Here is an 18,504-nt window from a genome sequence, read left to right as displayed (position 1 = left end):
CTCCTACGTTCAGCGGCGCGCGTCTGTCTGAACGAAGAGCACACCGAGGAAATGACCCTGACTTTCACCCGTGAACCTGAAGTTCAGGCTGCGGGCACCACCGGACAGGGCGGGACTCAGGTCGAACACGTCCGCGTCATATCCGAGATTATTCATATGTTCGGGCTGTCGCACGAACGGTTGATCTCCGAATTCCGTGATCGTGGAATTCATAACATCATTAAAAGGATTTTCTCCATCACTGAGGCTCACCCGCCGCCCGCTGTCGGCGGTCACGGTGAGTGAGTCCCCGAGGGTTCCCCGGTCGCCGTCGTACGCGACGACCCCGACCCGGCCCGAGGAGCCGGCCGGCGCGTCCAGGCCCTCGACCTCGACCGTTCCGTCACCGGCCCGGGCGGCGAGCGACTCGAAGCCGTCCCACAGCGAGATCCGGCGCATCGGCTCCTGCGGGTGCTCGTAGGCGACGACCAGCGTCCAGCCGCCCCAGGCACCCACCTCGGAGTGGCCCATCGCGATGTTCAGCTGGGCCACCGTCCACATGCCGGCGCCGCCCTTGCGGACCAGCGGGGTCACGTCGGCGGAGGCCTGGTAGGCATCGCTGCCCGCGTCCGTGCGGTGGCCCACGACCGTGTCGGCGAGGACCTCCTTGTACGCGCCGCCGGGCTCGGCGACCAGCACCCGGCCGTTGTCCTGCGGCGGCTTCTGCTCGCCCACCCGCAGGTTGCCGCCCCAGTACAGGCGGGCGTACGAGACCTTCGCGCCCTGCGGGACCTTGAGCTCGGCCCGGGTGGAGTTGTAGGTGTCCGGGTCCTTGTCGACCTCGCTGTAGAACATCTCGAAGTCGCTGTTGACCCCCGCCGCGCCCTTCTTGACCTCGGCGCACGGCTCGGCCTGCGGGGACTGCTCCTTGCGGCAGCTGATGCCGGAGTTGGAGGCGCGCACCAGGCCGCCGTGCTGCACGGCCTGGTAACGCTGGGTGAAAGGGATCCGGGGCAGTTCCTTGGGAGCGGGAGCCGCCGCGTACGCCAGCGGGGCGTTCACGGAAAGGGTGAGGCAGGACAGCAGACCGAGCGCGCCGAGGATTCTGCGGGAGGAACCCATGACCCTGTCTCCATTTTCGATCAAGGGGACAAAACAGGAGTGAACTTTGTCAGAAATCGGGCTGGAAATCACGTCGGACTCGCTCGTACGGCCTTTTGGGCGATAGCACGCACCCTCGCAACGGGCGGGTCGTTATGGCTTGCACCATTGTTCGAACCGAAAGGAAATACGGAGATGAAGAAGAGGCTGGTGCGCGGCACCACCATCGCCGTCGCGAGCGCCGCAGCACTGCTGGGCGGCGCGGGCCTCGCCTCCGCGCACGGCGGGGACGGTGCGACGGCCCACGGCGCCACCGCCGGGTCCCCCGGCGTCCTGAGCGGCAACCTGCTCCAGGTGCCCGTCGACGTCCCGGTGAACGCCTGCGGCCTCACCGTGAACGTGGTCGCCCTGCTGAACCCCTCTTTCGGCAACACCTGCATCAACGCCTGACCGTCAACCGCCTTGCCCGAAACGCCCGCATCCGAGTGAAGCCACGCAACCCGAACCGGGGCCGCGGCGTTGATCCGGGTGCTCCACTACCGGGCAATCCTGCAAAAAAGGGACGACAATGATCAAGAAGATGATGGCCTCGGCCGCGGTTGCCGCCTCGGTCGTGGGCATCGGTGCCGCCATGGCGCCGCAGGCGATGGCAATCGGCAACGACAACGGCGTCAACACCGTCCAGGGCAACGGCGCCGCGCAGATCTACGGCAACCAGGCCACGTACGGCAACATGAGCCCGCAGATGGCGCTGATCCAGGGCTCCTTCAACAAGCCCTGCATCGCCTTGCCCGCGAAGGCCAACGTGCAGTCCGTGCTGGCCCTGGTCAACGTCGGTGTGCAGGACATCCCGGTCCTGTCCAGCCCGCAGAACCAGCAGTGCACCGAGAACTCCACCCAGGCCAAGGGCGACGAGGCCCTCTCGCACATCCTGGACAACATCCCGATCCTCTCGGGCAACGTCTCCAACGGCAGCTGACCGAGGCCCGCGCCAGCGAGGCCGTCGCACCCACGGGGTCGCGGCGGCCTCGCCGCATGTGGGGCCGGGACGGGAACCTCCCGGCCGCTGAATTGTCGATAAGAATCCGCGACACCTCGAATTCGACCCGAACATCCATCGGGGCATTGGGGTGAATTACCGGCAGACCGCCGAGAATACGCGGTTTCTTTTTCCCCGACCGCTCGTTGTTAATTCTGCAGTGGACACGCCTCTGCGGGAAGGAAAGAAATCAAAATGACGTACAAGAAGGCAGTGGTGCTGGCCGCCGGCGCTCTCATGCTCGCCGGTGCCGCCTCCCCCGCCATGGCCGACTCGACCGCCGAGGGCGCGGCCGTGGGCTCCCCCGGCGTCCTCTCCGGCAACCTGGTCCAGGTCCCGGTGCACGTCCCGGTCAACGTCTGCGGCAACACCGTGAACGTCATCGCGCTGCTGAACCCGGCGTTCGGCAACACCTGCGTCAACGCCTGACGAAGCGCTTGAGCCCGTGAGGGCAAGCCTCCTCGGGGTGGCCTCGGAGTGCACGGCGGTGCACTCCGGGGCCACCTTCGATTCCACACCGGCCGTGGCGCCGGTAGACAGGGAAGGACCCATGCGACAGGTACTGAGCCGACAGGTACTGGGCAAGGGGATGCTCACGGCGGCAGCCGCTTCGAGTCTGCTGTCGATCGCGACCGGCGCGGCCTACGCGCACCCCGGAGCGACGGCCGAGGCCTCGCATTCGCCGGGTGTGCTGGCCGGCAACAGCGTCTCGGTACCGATCACCTTCGCACCGAACGTGTGCGGCAACAGCGTGGACGGCGGTGCGGCGCTCAACCCCTCGATGGGGAACACGTGCGTGACCAGCACCGGTTCGCACGCGGACGAGGGCTACGACTACGGCCGCCACCTCAGCCCCGAGCACGCCGAGGCCATCGAGCGCTACCTCGACGAGCGCGGGGGCGGCCGGCACGCGGTCCCGGAGCAGCGCCACGAGAACGGCTACGAGCAGCCCCGGCCCGAGCGGCCCCGCAGCGAGGGACCGCGGCACGCGAAGCCCCGGCACGAGGAGCCGCGCCACGAGGGCGGCTACGGCGGCCAGGGCGGGGAGCAGCCCAAGGACGAGGAGTGCGACGACCACCCCGGGTCCGCGCCGCCGCCCCCGCCGACCCACCACGCTCCGCCCGCGCCCGAGCACCCGCACCCCATGCCGGAGCCGGTGGAGGAGCACCCGGTCCCGCTGCCCACCCCGGAGCCGGTCCAGGAGGCGCCCGCGCCGCTTCCCGAGGTCCCGCCGGCGCCGCCCGCGCCCCCCGCGCCGCAGCCCCCGGCGGAGGAGGCCCCGGCCCCGCTGCCCGCCCCGGAGCCCCTCCCGGCACCGGAGGCGCCGCACACGCTGCCCGCCCCGGCCCCCGGCCCGGCGCCCGTGGTCGAGGAGGGTCCCGCGCCCGGGCCGCCGCGCGGCAGCCTTCCCGTGGAGCACCCCGCGCCGGCTCCGGCGCCCGCGCCCGGGGTCGTACCGCCGGCGGACCAGCCGCCGGCCACGCCCGGCGGTGACACCCCGGTCGGCCTTCCCCCCGGCACCGGCACCGCTCCCCGCCCCCCGCGCCGGCCCCGGCGCCCGCTCCCGCGCAGCCGGCGGCCCCCGCTCCGGCGCACGTGACCGGTCCGATGCTGGCTGAGACCGGCGCGGGTCAGCCCGCGGCCGCGGCCGCCCTCGCCAGTGCCCTGATCCTGGGCGGCGCCATTCTGTACCGGCGGTCCCGCATCTCCTGACCGTCAATGCCGGTCATCAGAAGAAATGTCGGCCGGAGAATCCCTCGTCGGATTCTCCGGCCGCTGTCATGTCCTCGCGCCTTCGCGTTTCCGTAGCGGCGGGTAATCGTTACCCAGGGCGAAAGTGGCGCGACGGTCGCCACTGACGCCTCTGTCCACGAAAGAAGAGGATTTCGATAATGAAGCTCACGAAGGTCGCCGCTGTCGTCGTCGGCTCCGTCGCCGCGCTCGGCGCCTCCACCACCGCCTTCGCCGCCGACACCACGGCCGCGATGCCCCCCATGAGCCTGACCGGCGGGGTGACCGAGACGCTGAACTCCGTCGGGCCCGTCACCGAGTCGCTTCCGCAGACCGTGGGCCACGGGCTGGCCGAGCAGGGCGACACCGTCAACAAGGTCGTGGGTACCGCCCAGAAGGTGAACAAGGTGCGCAACGACGTGCCCGGCACCGTGCTCGGCCTCGCGAACGGCGCCACGCAGGCGAGCCCGATGCTCGGCGGCGTGAAGCTCAACGGCGGCCAGGGCTGAACCCTCCCGGCGCAAGACCCGCCGACACGGCTGTGGGCGCCACCGGCAAGGCCGGGGCGCCCACAGTCGGTTGTTCTGCCGACGTCAGTTGTTGACGCAGACGTTGCCGAACGCCGGGTTCAGCAGGCCGATGACGTTCACGGAGTTGCCGCAGACGTTGACCGGGATGTGCACCGGCACCTGGGCCAGGTTGCCGGAGAGGACGCCGGGGGAACCCACGGCCGCGCCCTCGGCCGACGAGTCGGCGACGGCGGAGCCGGCGGCACCGGCCGCGGCGAGACCGGCGGTGGCCAGGACCAGGGCGGCCTTCTTGGCAGAGTTCATGGGAAGTGCACCTTCTGTTCGATGTTCTGCCCCGAACCGGGGCTCACACCGAGCGAAACGGTCCATCTTCCCGGACGACACGGTCACGCGCACAAGGAGACCTGTTCGGCTCAATTGTCGTAACCATCGGACGGGTTCGGTCGTGGCCGCTCCTACGGGACAGCAGGAAGGGCCGGGACCTCGGGAAGCGTCGGGGTCGCGGGCAGCTCGGGGATCGCCGGGACCTCGGGGACCGCGGGCAGCTCCGGCACCAGCCCGTCCACCGGCGGCAGCTGGGGGATGAGGCCGGACAGGTCCGGGATGGTCAGGTCCGGGAGCTTCGGCAGCTCGATCGGCGGCAGCTTCACCCCGGCGGGCAACAGGCCCCCGACGGAGGAGAGGAGGTCCTGCAGCGTCTTGGTGAGCCCTGCCAGGAGGTCGTCGATCGGACCGGCCTTGGCGCGCTGCTCGATCTTCTCGACCTGGCGCTGGACGGAGGCGACCCGACCGGTCAGGGCCGCGGAACCGTCGCCGTCCGCGGCGACCGCGGGGGCAGCCGCGCCGGACAGTATGACGACGGCGAGGGCCGACGGGACGAGGAGGCGGGCGCGGGACGGCTTCGTGCGGTGCATGGACGTTCCTTCTCGGTGGGGACATGGAAACGGACCCGAATGATCCGCTTCCTCACCCACCGTGCGAACACCTCCTACGGAGCGCAACCGGAACCTCGGCGGATGCGGGCTGCGTACGGGCTTCGCGCACGCGTCCGGAGGCGCCTCACCCGGGCCGGGGAAAACCTCGACACGCACGGGCCGTTTGAGTGAAGCAGCGGAACCAACCCCCCGACCGGGCAGTTGACCAGGGCGCTCCATCAGCGGGCACTCGTGCGACAGAAGGAACAAGATGTTCAAGAAGTTCATGACCGCCGCCGCGGTCTCCGCCGTTGCAATCGGCGCGGGCGCTGCCGCCGCGGCCCCGGCCATGGCCATCGGCAACGACAACGGGGTCAACACCGTCAACGGCAACGGCGCCGTGCAGGCCTACGGCAACCAGAAGACCGCCGGCGACATGAGCCCGCAGCTCAGCGTGGTCCAGGGCACCCTCAACAAGCCCTGCATCGGCCTGCCCGCCAAGGTCAACGCCCAGTCGCTGATCGCCGCGCTCAACATCGGGGTCCAGGACATCAACGTCCTGTCCAACCCGCAGAACCAGCAGTGCGCCGAGAACTCCACCCAGGCCAAGGGTGACGAGCCGCTCTCGCACATCCTCTCCAACATCCCGGTCCTGTCGGGCAACCTCTCCGCCAACAGCTGACCTGCTCCCCCGCCCTCCGGGCGATCGCGGGCCGCTGAGCCTGTGGAGTGAATGACGAGGGCCCCGGCGGCGTCCAGCCGCCGGGGCCCTCTTCGTACGCCGCCCCGGGCGGTCAGCCGGTCCAGAAGTCCCACCAGCGGGTGAGGACCAGCATGCCGATCACTCCGATGTGCAGGGCGGGCGGCGCCCAGCCGAACTCGGTGAAGAAGCCCCGCAGGGGGCCGGGCGCCGGCAGGACGCGCGTGCGGACGTTGTGCGCGGTGACCGCCCAGAACATCAGCAGGGTCGCGACCCAGGCCAGGCAGCACCAGAGGCAGAGCGCGTTGATCTCGTAGAGCGACTGGACCATCAGCCAGCTGCAGAATGCGACACCGAAGAGCGTGCCGGCGTTCAGTCCGAGCCAGAACCAGCCGCGGTAGCGGGCGCCGGCGAGCAGGCCCGCGCCGATGCAGACGACCACTCCGTACGCGGCGAGGCCCAGCATCGGATTGGGGAAGCCGAAGGCCGCCGCCTGGTCGCTCTGCATCACGCTGCCGCAGGAGACGACCGGGTTCAGACTGCACGCGGGTTTGAAGTCCGGGTCCTCCAGCAGGAGGAACTTGTCGAGGGTGATCACCCAGGAGGCCAGCAGCCCGGCCGCCCCGGTGACGGCCAGCAGCCAGGCCAACCCCCTCGGGGTGGTGTTCCGCTCGCCGTCGTGTCCACTGCGGGGCCTGACCTGCTGGCGCGGGAGGCCCACCGTATTCGTTGCCATGTGTCCCATAGTCCCGCGCTTCCCCTCAGATCGGGCCCAACCGGGCTCATCCGTACGCAAGTTGACCTGAAGGTGTGGCGGGAACCTCCGATGCTTCCCGGACGTTTTACCGAACCCCGGACGTGATGTCAGAACCAGGGGTTACGTTGAGCTTCCGCGAAGTAACAAGCTGCGACGGCCTGGAGACCCACCTTGAGCGATCCGTACGAGACAACCGAGGCGCACCTCGAACGACTCCTCGGCCGCGCCCTCAACTCCTTCGACCTGCCCGACAGGTTGGTCGAGCGCCTCGGTACGGCGCTCGCCCACAGCTCTTCGCTCTACACCACCCACCACAGTCCGGAGGCGGGCATCTGGCGGGAGACCCACCGGCACACCTACCTGCTGAGCGACGGCGGTTCGGTCTCGCTGTGGGAGCTGACGTACCGGCTGGTGGGCGACCGGGCCGTCCGGCACGAGGTCTTCGCGAGCAAGGCGGAGACCTGCCTGGCCGTGACCCGGCTGTTCGGCGAGGCGTCCGCCGGGACCTCCCCGGACCCGGTGCTGGTGCCCGGTGAGGAGGAGCCGGTGGACGACGTGTCGGTGCTGAGCGCGCTGTACGCGGCCTCGGCGCCGGTGCAGCGGCACCGGGAGTACGTGGTGGAGCAGTCCGCCGACCACGCCCGGCGGGTGCTGCGCCGCGCGGAGAACGCCGACCGGCCGGGTGAGCCGGTGGCGACGCTGCTGCGGTCGGCGTACGCGCACCAGATCACCCAGGCCTTCGGTGCGCGGCAGTGCCCGGCGGACGGGCGCGGTTCGGGCGCCGGGTTCAACCTGTACGAGCACGCCTTCGTCCTGCTGGACGGCACCGAGCTCAGCCTGTGGGAGGTCGAGCACACGGCGACGCCGGACGGGCGCCACATGTGCGAGGTGTACGAGAGCGAGGCGGCCGCGCGCGAGGCGATGGAGCTCCGCGCACGCGTGCGGTGACCCCCGCAAGCCCCCTCTGATCGGCAGGACGCCCCCCTAGAACGTGTCGGTGAGCGGGAGGTCCGGGGGCGGGTTCCGGGTGATGCGGACCTGGTCGGGGCGCAGGTCCGCCGGAGTGGGCATGGCGCTGCCCGGCAGCTGGACGGCGGCCGCGCCGTGGGCCAGCGCCGAGGCGAGGGCCTGGGGGCCGGCGCCTCCCGCTATCAGGAAGCCGGCCAGTGAGGCGTCGCCGGCCCCTACGTCGCTGCGCACCGCCGGGGTCGGGGCGGTGCCGTGGAAGGCGCCCTCCGCGGAGACCAGGAGCTGGCCGTCCCGGCCGAGGGAGGCCAGTACGGCTCCGGCGCCGCGGGTGCGGAGTTCCTCCGCGGCCTTGACCGCGTCACCCAGGGTGGGCAGCGGGCGGCCGACCGCCGCTGCGAGCTCGGCCGCGTTGGGCTTGATCACCTCCGGGCCCGCCGCGAGCGCCGCGGGCAGCGCCGGGCCCGAGGTGTCCAGGGCGATGCGGGCGCCGGCCGCGTGGGCCCGGCGGACCAGTTCGGCGTACCACTCGGGTGCGAGGCCGCGCGGGAGGCTGCCGCAGCAGGCGATCCAGGTGACGTCCGCGGCGCAGGAGCCGACGGTGTCCAGGAGGAGGGCGGACTCCTCCCGGGAGAGCTCCGGGCCGGGCGAGTTGATCTTGGTGAGGGTGCCGTCCGGTTCGGCCAACGCGATGTTCGAGCGGGTCTGCCCGGCGATCGAGACGGCCGTGACGTCCACGCCCTGCGCGCCGAGGAGTTCGGCGAGCAGCACGCCGGGGGTGCCGCCGAGCGGGAGGACCGCCGTCGTGCGCAAGCCCGCGGCGGCCACCGCGCGGGAGACGTTGACGCCCTTGCCCCCGGGGTCGACCCGCTCTCCGTCGGTGCGCAGCACCCGGCCCCGGCTCAGGGCGGGGACCCCGTAGGTGCGGTCGAGGGAGGGGTTGGGGGTGACGGTGAGGATCATACGAGCGCAACTTCCGTACCGGCGGCCTCGATGGAGGCCTGGTGGGCGGGGTCGAGCCCCGTGTCCGTGATGAGCAGGTCGATGTCGGCGAAGGAGCCGAAGCGGGCGAAGTGCTCCTGGCCCGCCTTCTCGGAGTCGGCGAGGAGGACGACGCGGCGGGCGGCGGCCATCGCGGCGCGCTTGACGGCCGCCTCGGCCAGGTCCGGGGTGGTCAGGCCGCCCGCGGCCGTGAAGCCGTTGGTCGCGAGGAAGAGCACGTCCGCGCGGATCTCGGCGTACGCGCGCAGCGCCCATGCGTCCACGGCGGCGCGGGTGCGGTGGCGGACGCGGCCGCCGACGAGGTGGAGGTCGATGCCGGTGCGGTCGGCGAGCCGGGCGGCGACGGGCAGCGCGTGGGTGACCACGGTGAGCACCGCGTCGGCGGGGATCGCGGCGGCCAGCCGGGCGACGGTGCTGCCGGCGTCCAGGACGACGCTGCCGCCGTCGGGGAGCTCGGCCAGTGCGGCCGCGGCGATGCGGCGCTTCTCGTCGGCGGCGGTGGCCTCGCGCTCGGTGAGGTCGGGCTCGAAGTCGAGGCGGCCGGCCGGGATGGCCCCGCCGTGCACCCGGCGGAGGAGACCGGACCGGTCGAGGGCCGTGAGGTCCCTGCGTACGGTCTCGGCGGTGACCTGGAACCGGTCGGCGAGGGAGAGCACGTCGACGCTGCCCGCCTCGTGGGCGAGGCGGAGGATCTCCTGGCGGCGCTCCGGCGCATACATGTGGCTTTACGTCCGTTCCATGCCCGAATAGGTGGTTTCACCCCACCGTACGCAGGTGTGCGGCGAGAAACAAAAAAGAACGGACATGTCCGCCCCTCGGGGCGGACATGTCCGTGCGGTGGCTCCGGAGGTCCGGATCAGCCGGCCGGGACCTTCTCGGGGGCCGGGGCCGCGTGCTCGGCGGCGCCCTCGCGCTGCTCCATCGGGAGCGCCCGGCGCGGCAGGACGAACATCACCGCGAAGATCACGACGAGTACGGCCACGACCCACCACAGCGCGCCGCGGAAGGCCTCCACGTACGGCGGGCCGAAGACCATGTCGTCGTCGATCAGGCCGAAGAAGACGACGGAGGTCAGGGCGAGACCCAGGGCGTTGCCCATCTGACCGGTGGTGTTGATCAGGCCCGAGGCGGATCCGGCGTGCTGGCGCGGCACCTCGGAGAGCACGGTGTCGTTCAGCGGGGCCACGATCAGACCCATGCCGACACCCATGACGATCAGCGGCGCGGCCATCTGCCAGGAGGCGATCTCCATGCCGTAGTGCTGCGACTCCCAGATGTAGAGGAGCAGCCCGGCGGCCATGGTCAGCGCGCCGGCCTGGAGCACCTTGCGGCCGAAGCGGGGCACGAGCTTCTCGACCGAGAGGCCCGCGGCGACCGAGACGGCGATGGAGAACGGGATGCCGGTGAGACCGGCGCGCAGCACGCTCCAGCCCAGCCCCATCTGCATGTACATCGTCCAGACCAGGAAGAAGATGCCGGTGGCGATGCCGAAGGTCAGCTGGACGGCGATGCCGCCGGCGAAGCTCTTGACCTTGAAGAGGGAGAGCTCGACGAGCGGCGAGCCATCCTTCTTGATCTTGTACTTCTCGTAGGCGATGAACGCGGCGAAGACGAACGGCGCGGCGATCATGCAGCCGAAGCCCCACAGCGGCCAGTCGTTCTCGTGGCCGTGGGTCAGCGGGAAGATCAGCAGGACCAGGGCGAGGGTGGCGAGGACGACACCGACCAGGTCCAGGCGCAGCGCCTGCGGGGCCTTGGACTCGGCGATGAACTTGCGGCCCAGGATCACGCCCATGATGCCGACGGGCAGGTTGATCAGGAAGATCGGGCGCCAGCCGAGGCCGAAGAGGTCCCACTCGATGAGCAGCGCGCCGAGGAGCGGGCCCGAGACGGCCGCGAGGCCCACGATCGCTCCGAACATGCCGAAGACCTTGCCGCGCTCCTGCGGCGGGAAGGTGACGTGGATGATCGCCAGGACCTGCGGAACCATCAGGGCGGCCATACCGCCCTGGAGGAGGCGGGCGACGACGAGCACGTCCGGGGTGGAGGCGATGCCGCAGAGCAGCGAGGCCGCGGTGAACCCGGCGATGCCGATGAGGAAGATGCGCTTGCGGCCGTAGATGTCACCGAGACGACCGCCGGTGATCAGGCCGGCGGCGAAGGCGAGCGCGTAGCCCGCGGTGATCCACTGGATCGCACTGGTGGAGGCGCCGAAGTCCTCGCGCATGGTGCGGATGGCTATGTTGACGATCGTGACGTCGACCAGGTCCATGAAGGCCGCGGTCATCACGATGGCGAGCGCCAGCCAGCGGCGGCGGTCGGCGGTCGAGCTGGTTGCGTCGTGGGCTGCGTCGTTCCGCTCTTCTTGTATGGGCCCGTTCTCTCTTTCGGGCGATGCCTTGGGCGTCTCGGTGCTCATGAGGAGAAACTTAGACGGCGTCTAGGTCAGTCTGTGTCCTATTTCGCTGGCAGCCTTGATTCATGACCGACACCCCCGCACGGCTGCTGTCCCTGCTGTCCCTCCTCCAGACCCCGCGCGAGTGGCCGGGCAGCGAGCTGGCGCTGCGGCTGCGGGTGAGCGCCCGCACCATCCGGCGCGACATCGAGCGGCTGCGGGAGCTCGGCTACCCGGTGGAGGCCACGCTGGGCGCCGAGGGCGGATACCGGCTGGTCGCGGGTGCGGCGATGCCCCCGCTGCTCCTCGACGACGAGGAGGCCGTGGCGATCGCGGTGGGGCTGCGGGCCGGGGCCGGTCATGCGATCGAGGGGGTCGAGGAGGCCTCCGTACGGGCCCTGGCGAAGCTGGAGCAGGTCCTGCCCTCGCGGCTGCGGCACCGGGTGAGCGCGCTCCAGTCGGCCACGATCGCACTGACCCGGGGCGACGGCGCGAGCGTGGACCCGCGGACGCTGACGACGATGGCGGCCGCGGTGGCGGGGCCGGAGCGGCTGCGGTTCGCGTACCGGGCGGGGGACGGCGCCGAGTCGCGCCGGCTGGTGGAGCCGTACCGGCTCGTGAGCACCGGGAGCCGGTGGTACCTGGTCGCCTACGACCTGGAGCGCGAGGACTGGCGGACCTTCCGGGTGGACCGGGTCGACGAGGCGTTCGCGACGGGGGCCCGCTTCGTGCGGCGGGACCTGCCGATGGAGGCGGAGGAGTTCGTCCGGCGGGGGCTGCGGGGTGGCGAGAAGCAGCCGTACCTGGTGGAGGTCGTCTTCGCGGCGGCCCCGGCGCAGCTGCCGGCCTGGCTGCGGGCGGCGGCCCTGCCGGGGGCCGACGGCGGGACCACGGTGCGCTTCGAGAGCGCGGACGCACCGGAGTGGACGGTGGCGCGCCTGGCCCTGACGGGCCTGCCCTTCACCGTGCGGGAGCCGGGCGTGCTGCGGGCGGCGGCCGGGGCGATGGCCGCGCGGCTCACCGGGGCGGCGGCGCCGTAACCGGGAAAGGGGGAGCCCCGGCGCCTGGGGGGGATAGGCACCGGGGCTCGTACGGGGGCGGGGCCGGTCAGGCCACCGCGTCGAAGCCGGTGTCGCGCGCCATCCGCTTCAGCTCCAGCAGCGCGTGCTTCTCGATCTGGCGGATCCGCTCACGGGTCAGGCCGTGCTGCTTGCCGACCTCCGTCAGGGTCCGCTCGCGGCCGTCGTCGATGCCGTACCGCATCTTGATGATCGACGCCGTGCGCTGGTCGAGCTTGCCCAGCAGGTCCTCCAGCTCCTCGCTGCGCAGCAGGGAGAGCACGGACTGCTCGGGCGAGATCGCCGAGGTGTCCTCCAGGAGGTCACCGAACTGGGTGTCGCCGTCGTCGTCGACCGACATGTTCAGGCTGACCGGGTCGCGCGCCCAGTCCAGTACGTCGCCCACGCGCTTCTCCGTCGAGTCCAGCTCGGCGGCGATCTCGGCGTGCTCCGGGTCGCGGCCGTTCTCGCGGTTGAATTCGCGCTGGATGCGGCGGATCCGGCCGAGCTCCTCGACCAGGTGGACGGGGAGGCGGATGGTGCGGGACTGGTCCGCGATGGACCGGGTGATCGCCTGCCGGATCCACCACGTGGCGTACGTGGAGAACTTGAAGCCCTTGGCGTAGTCGAACTTCTCGACCGCGCGGACCAGGCCGGCGTTGCCCTCCTGGATCAGGTCGAGCAGGGGCAGACCGCTGCGCGGATAGCGCCGGGCGACGGCCACGACGAGACGGAGGTTGGAGCGGATGAAGACTTCCTTGGCGCGCTCGCCCTCGGCGGCCAGCGCCTCCAGCTCCTCGCGGGCCGGGGTCTCCCCCTCCCGCTCTATCGCCCCGTCGAGGATCTGCTGGGCGTAGACGCCCGCCTCGATGATCTGGGACAGCTCCACTTCCTTGGCGGCGTCGAGCAGCGGGGTGCGCGCGATCTCGTCCAGGTACATGCCGACCAGGTCGCGGTCTGCGATCTCCCCGCCCACAGCGCGGGCGCTGCTCGTGGACTGACGACGGGCGACGGCGCGGGTTGCCATGCGTGCTCCCTTGCGAAGTGTTCGGTCGCGGTGCGGCTGGTGGACGCCACCGGGACGGCTGCCAACCGGTCCGGAACGTCACGGACACTCTCCCGAGTGCCCGCTTCCGAAGGAAACAACGACTGGAATCGGGACAGAATTCCCGCGCTGCTCCCTCTTTCTCGAGATCTTGCAGTATCCTGCCCCGCCGCGCCGCGCCCCCGGCGGGAGCCGGAACTCCACGAAGGCTTGAATGAGCGCAGGTCAGGGCCGGTACGGAGGCGGAACCGGAGGCTCGCGCGGTTCTTTACCTCCACCAAACCTTTGAGACCGCCGTCACCATTGACGCGACCCCGCTCGCCCCGGAAGAGCGCCGATCCCGGCTGCACTCCGCCCCTGAAGACGGCCCCCGCCGGGTTCTGGTTGCCTGGACTGGCGATCGAATGCCAGAATTCCCCACAAGCGCGCTATTCAAGACGAACCGGACCCTTCACCGGCCCTGGCGAGGCACCCGCACGTCCCGAGGGGGGCGGGGCTAGCCGAACTGGAGGGAGCGCTTCGAGAGGCCCAGCCAGAAGCCGTCCACCGGGGTGCGGGCGGTGGTCAGGTCGGATGCGGCCGCGCCGAGGGTGACGAAGAGCGGGGCGAAGTGTTCCGTGCGGGGGTGGGCCAGCCGGCCCGCCGGGGACTTGTTCTCGAAGTCCAGCAGGGCGTCCACGTCCGACGCGGCCAGGGCTTCGCTCCCCCAGGCGTCGAACTCCGCCGACCAGGCGGGGACGCCCGGGCCCGGGTGGCGCAGGGCGGCCAGGTTGTGCGTGAAGAAGCCGCTGCCGACGATCAGTACGCCCTCGTCGCGCAGCGGGGCCAGCTTGCGGCCGAGGTCCATCAGCCGGGCCGGATCCAGGGTGGGCAGGGAGATCTGGAGGACCGGGATGTCGGCGTCCGGGTACATCTCCACCAGGGGGACGTACGCCCCGTGGTCCAGGCCGCGGTCGGGGATGTCCTGGACGGGGGTGCCGGGGGCCCGGAGCAGTTTGCGGACCGAGGCGGCCAGCTCCGGGGCGCCGGGGGCGTCGTAGCGGACCCGGTAGTAGTGCTCGGGGAAGCCCCAGAAGTCGTACACGAGCGGGACGCGCTCGGTGGCGCCGAGGGCGAGCGGGGCCTCCTCCCAGTGGGCGGAGACCATCAGGATCGCCCGGGGGCGGGGCAGACCGGCGGACCACTCGGCGAGCTCGCCGGGCCAGATCGGGTCGTCGGCCAGCGGGGGTGCGCCGTGGCTCAGGTACAGGGCCGGTATGCGGGTGGTCACCGGGCACTCCTCCGGGTAGTTGAAATACGTAGTGAAAACAGACTAACCCCGTCTCGTTCAAATTTGAACGAGACGGGGTCATCAGTCATTCCCCGGGGCCCTCGACCCCGATCAGTGGGCGATCACCGGAACCTTGAGCTCGGCGTCCTCCACGGAACCGGAGGCCACCGGGCCGCCCGCACCCGGACGGCCGGTGTTGATCAGCGCCAGGGCGATGGCCGAGCTGGCGACGAGGATGCCGACCGCCCACCAGATGGCGGAGGCGTAGCCCTCGACCATGGCCTGCGCCTGGATCAGCTGCCCGGCCGGGCCGCCCGCCGCGGCCTCGGCCGCGTGGTCGGTCAGGTAGGCGGTGGTCGCCGAGGCGGCGATGGTGTTGAGCAGTGCGGTGCCGATGGCGCCGCCGACCTGCTGCGAGGTGTTGACCATCGCGGAGGCGACTCCGGCGTCGGCCGGGTTCACCCCGTGCGTGGCCAGGGACATCGCCGGCATGAACGCCGTGCCCATGCCGAGGCCGAGCAGCAGCTGCGCCGGCAGGATCAGCGCCGGGTAGGAGGAGCCGACCTCCAGCTGCGTCAGCAGCAGCATGCCGAGGGCGGCGACCAGGAAGCCGGGGCCCATCAGCAGGCGCGGCGGGACCCGGGTCATCAGACGGGCGCCGATCTGGGTGGAGCCCGTGATCATGCCCGCGATCATCGGCAGGAAGGCGAAGCCGGTCTTGACGGGCGAGAAGCCCTTCACGACCTGGAGGTAGTAGGTGAGGAAGAGGAACAGGCCGAACATCGAGATGACGGCGAGGCCGAGCGAGAGGTAGACACCGCCGCGGTTGCGCTCCAGCAGGACGCGCAGCGGCAGCAGCGGGGACTTCACCTTGGACTCGACGAGGACGAAGGCGGCCAGCAGCAGCGCCGAGGCGACGAACATGGTGACCGTCAGGGCGTCCGACCAGCCGGCGGACTCGGCGCGGGTGAAGCCGTACACCAGGGCGACGAGACCGGTGGTGGACAGGACCACGCCCGGGATGTCGAGCGGCGCGCGGTTGCGGGAGCCGGCGGGCTCACGGATGACCATCCAGGCACCCACGGCCGCGACGATCGCGAAGGGGATGTTGACGAAGAAGGTCCAGCGCCAGTTGAGGTACTCGGTCAGGAAGCCGCCGAGGATCAGGCCGACGGCGCCGCCGCCGCCCGCGATGGCTCCGTAGATGCCGAAGGCCTTGGCGCGCTCCTTGGCGTCGGTGAACATGACCGCGAGCAGCGACAGGGCCGCCGGTGCGAGCAGTGCGCCGAAGGCACCCTGGAGGGCGCGGGCGCCGAGCATCATGGCCTCGCCGTTCGCGGCGCCGCCGAGCGCGGAGGCCAGGGCGAAGCCGATGAGGCCGACGACGAAGGCGTTCTTACGGCCCCACTTGTCGGCGATGCGGCCGCCGAAGAGGAGCAGTCCGCCGAAGGCCAGCGCGTACGCGGTGATGACCCACTGGCGGTTGCCGTCCGAGATGCCGAGGTCGGTCTGGGCGGAGGGGAGCGCGATGTTCACGATGGTCGCGTCGAGGACGACCATCAGCTGGGCCAGGGCTATGAAGACGAGTGCCTTCCAGCGGCTGGGATCGGCAGCCGGCGCGAGGCTCGCGGCTGTTTTTGACATGGAGGTACCCACTTCACTGTGCGGAATGACTGAAAAAGACTAGTTCTTGAGCTTTGTGCGGGTCACATGGTTTTCTGCCGCAGGTCGTCCAGCGTGGCCGCCGAGCCCGGGAGCTCGGAGCGCGCCGGGGCCCTCAGGCCGTCGAGGAAGAGCTGGAGATGGCGGTGGGCGAAGCGGTCGGTGTCCAGGCATCCGGTCCCCGGGAGGGGGCGGCTGAGCTGGGACAGGGCGACCATCAGATCGCCCGCGCCGATGTCCGTACGGACCAGTCCGGCGGCTTGGCCGGCCGCCAGCAGGGTCACGACGGCCTGCTCCAACGCGGTGCTCGCCGCGAGGAGTTCGGGGTGTTCGCGGTCGAAGCCGTCGGCGAGCATCGGGCACAGGGCGCCGATCCGCTCGTCCGCGGCGGTGTGCGTGAACCGGCAGAGCGCGGCGAAGGCATCGGGCTCCTCGGCGAGGGAGGCCTCGGCCGAGGCCGTCACCCGGCCCATCGTGAAGAGCACGACGTGGTGGACGAGGGTGGCACGGTCGGGGAAGTGCCGGTAGAGCGTGGCGTTGCCGATGCCGGCCCGGCGGGCCACCTCGTCGAAGGGGATCGCGGAGCCGGACTCGACGAAGGCCTCGCGGGCCGCCGCCAGGATGCGCTCGCGGTTGCGGACGGCGTCGGCGCGCGGACGCGGAACGGCCGTCGCCGCCGGGACCGGTACCGGTACCGGTACCGGCTCCCCGGCAGCCGCGGGGGCGGGCCGGACCGCCGTGGCGGTACTGCTGGAGCGCTTCATTCCGGGGCCTCCCTGGCGCGGACTCGCGGACTCGCGGACTCGTGGTGCGGACGGTGTGGACGGCGTGGACGCTGCGGGGCGGTGCGACCGCCCCGCACAAACGGGGAGCCGCTCCCCGCTTGACGGGACTCACGTACAAACGGGGATCCCGTCCCCGGTTATTTCACTCCCCCGTGTGACCTGAGTCACCACCCCGTCCACGTTCGGCCTCTCCCGACGCGCGGGCGCGACGCGCCCGGCGGAGGGTGATCGGACAGAGCGCAGACCGGGCAGGGCCGGCTGCCGCGGACCGAAGGCGATCTCCATGCCGCAGACCCGCCGGCGGATACGCAGACCACGCCGCACCAGCGCGTACATCGGCCTGACCGCGCTGGCCCTCGGTGTCACGACCACCGCGAGCACCGGCATATCCAGCCGCGGGCACTCGGCGGCCGGAGCGGTGGCGACGACCGTGGAATCGGCCCTCGCGCCCTGCCGGATCGCGGGCACCATGGGCGTGCAGATGTCCGAGGGCATGCCGACCCCTCCCGGGTACGCGCGCTCGACCGGCGAGATCCGGGCCCTGAACCTGATGATCGACTTCCCCGACGCCAAGGGCGAGGGCACGGCGGCGGACCGGATGGCCGAGTTCTTCCCGCAGACGGCCGAATGGTTCCGCACCAGCTCCTACGGCCGGCTGGCCTACCGGGCCGAGGCTCCGATAAGGAACTGGCTGCGGATGCCGATGCCCTTCGCGGCTTACGGGATCGAGCGCGGGTCCGCGTACGAGCCCGGCTACCGGCAGCTCGTCGAGCACATCGCGAAGGCCGCCGACGCCGAGGTGGACTTCAGCCGGTACGACCTGATCAACATCCTGGTCACGCCGAACGCCGGGCCGTCCGCCCTGGACACCGTCCTGTCGGTGACCTTCTCGGGCAACGGCGAGGCGCCGGTCGCCGACGGGGTGCCGCTGGCCAACACGTCCTTCGTCTACAGCCGGCAGGACGACGGCTCCGGCACCTACCGGGAGACCGGCTACCGGGTGCTCCCGCACGAGAACGGGCACGTCTTCGGGCTGCCCGACCTCTACACCTCCGACGGCGGGAGCACGGTCGGGCACTGGGACATCATGAGCGAGGACTGGGGGGCCAACAACGACCTGATGGGCTGGCACAAGTGGAAGCTGGGCTGGCTGGACAGCACGCAGATCAGCTGCGCGTCCAAGTCGGGCACCAGCGACCACACCCTCTCCCCGCTGGGGGTGCGGGGCGGCACCAAGCTGGCCTTCATACCGCTGTCGGAGAGCGTGGGGTACGCGGTGGAGGTGCGCACCCGTGCCGGGAACGACGAGGCCGTCTGCAAGCCCGGCGTCCTCATCTACAAGGTGGACTCCGACGTGGACACCGGGCACGGCCCGATCACCGTGTCGGACAGCGCCGACGCGAGCGGCGGCTGCACCCGGCGGCCCAATGTCCACGCGGAACTCTCGGACGCGCCGTTCCGGCCGGGCGAGACCTTCACCGACGAGAAGGCGGGCATCAGCGTCTCCGTGGTCGGCGAGCTGCGCAACGGCAGCTACCAGGTCCGCGTCATCCGGCCCTGACCGCGGCGG

At 71.3% G+C, this 18,504-nt stretch carries 21 protein-coding genes; 10 read left to right on the top strand and 11 right to left on the bottom strand.

What is annotated here, in order from left to right; genetic code table 11:
- Positions 1–9: 9 nt before the first annotated feature.
- On the bottom strand, positions 10–1,101 hold the full coding sequence (locus B6R96_RS20905; RefSeq protein ID WP_037860106.1) for a hypothetical protein: 1,092 nt from the start codon (positions 1,099–1,101) through the stop codon (positions 10–12).
- Between the two features lie 174 nt (positions 1,102–1,275).
- On the opposite strand from B6R96_RS20905, the gene B6R96_RS20900 reads away from it, so the two are divergent.
- The 6 genes from B6R96_RS20900 to B6R96_RS20880 all read left to right on the top strand — a co-directional run bounded on the left by B6R96_RS20900 (position 1,276) and on the right by B6R96_RS20880 (position 4,359).
- Positions 1,276–1,530, top strand: a complete 255-nt coding sequence (locus B6R96_RS20900; protein ID WP_053701828.1) for a chaplin — start codon at positions 1,276–1,278, stop codon at positions 1,528–1,530.
- Positions 1,531–1,648: 118 nt separating this feature from the next.
- Positions 1,649–2,059, top strand: a complete 411-nt coding sequence (locus B6R96_RS20895; protein ID WP_030386268.1) for a rodlin — start codon at positions 1,649–1,651, stop codon at positions 2,057–2,059.
- 255 nt (positions 2,060–2,314) lie between these two features.
- On the top strand, positions 2,315–2,548 hold the full coding sequence (locus B6R96_RS20890) for a chaplin (protein ID WP_081523213.1): 234 nt from the start codon (positions 2,315–2,317) through the stop codon (positions 2,546–2,548).
- 121 nt (positions 2,549–2,669) lie between these two features.
- Positions 2,670–3,719 carry a chaplin gene (locus tag B6R96_RS20885; RefSeq protein ID WP_081523212.1) on the top strand — a complete coding sequence of 350 codons (1,050 nt, stop codon included), beginning with the start codon at positions 2,670–2,672 and terminating at the stop codon, positions 3,717–3,719.
- A gap of 8 nt (positions 3,720–3,727) precedes the next feature.
- A complete protein-coding gene (locus B6R96_RS36905; protein ID WP_107475556.1) occupies positions 3,728–3,832 on the top strand; it encodes an LPXTG cell wall anchor domain-containing protein in 105 nt (34 codons plus the stop codon).
- 179 nt (positions 3,833–4,011) lie between these two features.
- Positions 4,012–4,359, top strand: a complete 348-nt coding sequence (locus B6R96_RS20880; protein ID WP_081523211.1) for a hypothetical protein — start codon at positions 4,012–4,014, stop codon at positions 4,357–4,359.
- Between the two features lie 84 nt (positions 4,360–4,443).
- Here B6R96_RS20880 and B6R96_RS20875 read toward each other — a convergent pair whose 3' ends face one another.
- Together B6R96_RS20875 and B6R96_RS20870 are read right to left on the bottom strand one after the other, a co-directional pair.
- A complete protein-coding gene (locus tag B6R96_RS20875) occupies positions 4,444–4,683 on the bottom strand; it encodes a chaplin (RefSeq protein WP_030386272.1) in 240 nt (79 codons plus the stop codon).
- 152 nt (positions 4,684–4,835) lie between these two features.
- The gene (locus B6R96_RS20870) at positions 4,836–5,294 is read right to left on the bottom strand and encodes a hypothetical protein (protein ID WP_053176767.1); all 459 of its coding nucleotides are present in this window, start codon (positions 5,292–5,294) and stop codon (positions 4,836–4,838) included.
- Between the two features lie 271 nt (positions 5,295–5,565).
- Between B6R96_RS20870 and B6R96_RS20865 the strand changes: the two genes are divergently transcribed.
- Complete coding sequence (locus tag B6R96_RS20865) at positions 5,566–5,976, top strand: rodlin (protein WP_030386274.1); 411 nt, start codon at positions 5,566–5,568, stop codon at positions 5,974–5,976.
- Between the two features lie 112 nt (positions 5,977–6,088).
- On the opposite strand, the gene B6R96_RS20860 is transcribed toward B6R96_RS20865, so the two are convergent.
- Positions 6,089–6,730, bottom strand: a complete 642-nt coding sequence (locus B6R96_RS20860; RefSeq protein ID WP_030386275.1) for a vitamin K epoxide reductase family protein — start codon at positions 6,728–6,730, stop codon at positions 6,089–6,091.
- Positions 6,731–6,922: 192 nt separating this feature from the next.
- Between B6R96_RS20860 and B6R96_RS20855 the strand changes: the two genes are divergently transcribed.
- Positions 6,923–7,699 carry a DUF6227 family protein gene (locus B6R96_RS20855; RefSeq protein WP_081523210.1) on the top strand — a complete coding sequence of 259 codons (777 nt, stop codon included), beginning with the start codon at positions 6,923–6,925 and terminating at the stop codon, positions 7,697–7,699.
- Positions 7,700–7,735: 36 nt separating this feature from the next.
- Here the strand turns inward: B6R96_RS20855 and pfkB are convergent, their stop codons facing one another.
- The 3 genes from pfkB to B6R96_RS20840 form a co-directional block, all read right to left on the bottom strand.
- Positions 7,736–8,680 (bottom strand): 1-phosphofructokinase, encoded by a 945-nt coding sequence (pfkB, locus tag B6R96_RS20850; protein ID WP_081523209.1) that lies wholly within the window; start codon positions 8,678–8,680, stop codon positions 7,736–7,738.
- Positions 8,677–9,438: a DeoR/GlpR family DNA-binding transcription regulator gene (locus tag B6R96_RS20845; RefSeq protein WP_081523208.1), complete on the bottom strand. Its 762-nt coding sequence runs from the start codon at positions 9,436–9,438 to the stop codon at positions 8,677–8,679. Before B6R96_RS20845 ends, pfkB begins: the two co-directional genes overlap by 4 nt.
- A 137-nt stretch (positions 9,439–9,575) precedes the next feature.
- Positions 9,576–11,138 carry an MFS transporter gene (locus B6R96_RS20840; RefSeq protein ID WP_081523207.1) on the bottom strand — a complete coding sequence of 521 codons (1,563 nt, stop codon included), beginning with the start codon at positions 11,136–11,138 and terminating at the stop codon, positions 9,576–9,578.
- 62 nt (positions 11,139–11,200) lie between these two features.
- Between B6R96_RS20840 and B6R96_RS20835 the strand changes: the two genes are divergently transcribed.
- A complete protein-coding gene (locus B6R96_RS20835; protein WP_030386280.1) occupies positions 11,201–12,154 on the top strand; it encodes a helix-turn-helix transcriptional regulator in 954 nt (317 codons plus the stop codon).
- Positions 12,155–12,221: 67 nt separating this feature from the next.
- Here B6R96_RS20835 and B6R96_RS20830 read toward each other — a convergent pair whose 3' ends face one another.
- The 4 genes from B6R96_RS20830 to B6R96_RS20815 form a co-directional block, all read right to left on the bottom strand.
- Positions 12,222–13,199, bottom strand: a complete 978-nt coding sequence (locus B6R96_RS20830) for a sigma-70 family RNA polymerase sigma factor (protein WP_081523206.1) — start codon at positions 13,197–13,199, stop codon at positions 12,222–12,224.
- A gap of 514 nt (positions 13,200–13,713) precedes the next feature.
- Positions 13,714–14,487 (bottom strand): dioxygenase family protein, encoded by a 774-nt coding sequence (locus tag B6R96_RS20825; protein WP_237291472.1) that lies wholly within the window; start codon positions 14,485–14,487, stop codon positions 13,714–13,716.
- 111 nt (positions 14,488–14,598) lie between these two features.
- The gene (locus B6R96_RS20820) at positions 14,599–16,131 is read right to left on the bottom strand and encodes an MFS transporter (protein ID WP_053176775.1); all 1,533 of its coding nucleotides are present in this window, start codon (positions 16,129–16,131) and stop codon (positions 14,599–14,601) included.
- 62 nt (positions 16,132–16,193) lie between these two features.
- Positions 16,194–16,913 (bottom strand): TetR/AcrR family transcriptional regulator, encoded by a 720-nt coding sequence (locus tag B6R96_RS20815; RefSeq protein WP_081523205.1) that lies wholly within the window; start codon positions 16,911–16,913, stop codon positions 16,194–16,196.
- 304 nt (positions 16,914–17,217) lie between these two features.
- On the opposite strand from B6R96_RS20815, the gene B6R96_RS20810 reads away from it, so the two are divergent.
- Positions 17,218–18,495: a M6 family metalloprotease domain-containing protein gene (locus B6R96_RS20810; protein WP_030386286.1), complete on the top strand. Its 1,278-nt coding sequence runs from the start codon at positions 17,218–17,220 to the stop codon at positions 18,493–18,495.
- Positions 18,496–18,504 lie beyond the last annotated feature (9 nt).

The organism is Streptomyces sp. Sge12, from assembly GCF_002080455.1.
Classification (GTDB): domain Bacteria; phylum Actinomycetota; class Actinomycetes; order Streptomycetales; family Streptomycetaceae; genus Streptomyces.
This window is presented reverse-complemented; position numbering and strand designations above follow the sequence as displayed.

Excerpts from the sequence above, each read along its gene's own strand:
- B6R96_RS20820 (WP_053176775.1), bottom strand. The coding sequence starts at position 16,131 with ATGTCAAAAACAGCCGCGAGCCTCGCGCCGGCTGCCGATCCCAGCCGC.
- B6R96_RS20880 (WP_081523211.1), top strand. The coding sequence starts at position 4,012 with ATGAAGCTCACGAAGGTCGCCGCTGTCGTCGTCGGCTCCGTCGCCGCG.
- B6R96_RS20845 (WP_081523208.1), bottom strand. The coding sequence starts at position 9,438 with ATGTATGCGCCGGAGCGCCGCCAGGAGATCCTCCGCCTCGCCCACGAG.
- B6R96_RS20840 (WP_081523207.1), bottom strand. The coding sequence starts at position 11,138 with ATGAGCACCGAGACGCCCAAGGCATCGCCCGAAAGAGAGAACGGGCCC.
- B6R96_RS20815 (WP_081523205.1), bottom strand. The coding sequence starts at position 16,913 with ATGAAGCGCTCCAGCAGTACCGCCACGGCGGTCCGGCCCGCCCCCGCG.
- B6R96_RS20865 (WP_030386274.1), top strand. The coding sequence starts at position 5,566 with ATGTTCAAGAAGTTCATGACCGCCGCCGCGGTCTCCGCCGTTGCAATC.
- B6R96_RS20810 (WP_030386286.1), top strand. The coding sequence starts at position 17,218 with ATGCCGCAGACCCGCCGGCGGATACGCAGACCACGCCGCACCAGCGCG.
- B6R96_RS20835 (WP_030386280.1), top strand. The coding sequence starts at position 11,201 with ATGACCGACACCCCCGCACGGCTGCTGTCCCTGCTGTCCCTCCTCCAG.
- B6R96_RS20900 (WP_053701828.1), top strand. The coding sequence starts at position 1,276 with ATGAAGAAGAGGCTGGTGCGCGGCACCACCATCGCCGTCGCGAGCGCC.
- B6R96_RS20830 (WP_081523206.1), bottom strand. The coding sequence starts at position 13,199 with ATGGCAACCCGCGCCGTCGCCCGTCGTCAGTCCACGAGCAGCGCCCGC.
- B6R96_RS20905 (WP_037860106.1), bottom strand. The coding sequence starts at position 1,101 with ATGGGTTCCTCCCGCAGAATCCTCGGCGCGCTCGGTCTGCTGTCCTGC.
- B6R96_RS20885 (WP_081523212.1), top strand. The coding sequence starts at position 2,670 with ATGCGACAGGTACTGAGCCGACAGGTACTGGGCAAGGGGATGCTCACG.
- pfkB (WP_081523209.1), bottom strand. The coding sequence starts at position 8,680 with ATGATCCTCACCGTCACCCCCAACCCCTCCCTCGACCGCACCTACGGG.
- B6R96_RS20895 (WP_030386268.1), top strand. The coding sequence starts at position 1,649 with ATGATCAAGAAGATGATGGCCTCGGCCGCGGTTGCCGCCTCGGTCGTG.
- B6R96_RS36905 (WP_107475556.1), top strand. The coding sequence starts at position 3,728 with ATGCTGGCTGAGACCGGCGCGGGTCAGCCCGCGGCCGCGGCCGCCCTC.
- B6R96_RS20870 (WP_053176767.1), bottom strand. The coding sequence starts at position 5,294 with ATGCACCGCACGAAGCCGTCCCGCGCCCGCCTCCTCGTCCCGTCGGCC.
- B6R96_RS20890 (WP_081523213.1), top strand. The coding sequence starts at position 2,315 with ATGACGTACAAGAAGGCAGTGGTGCTGGCCGCCGGCGCTCTCATGCTC.
- B6R96_RS20860 (WP_030386275.1), bottom strand. The coding sequence starts at position 6,730 with ATGGCAACGAATACGGTGGGCCTCCCGCGCCAGCAGGTCAGGCCCCGC.
- B6R96_RS20875 (WP_030386272.1), bottom strand. The coding sequence starts at position 4,683 with ATGAACTCTGCCAAGAAGGCCGCCCTGGTCCTGGCCACCGCCGGTCTC.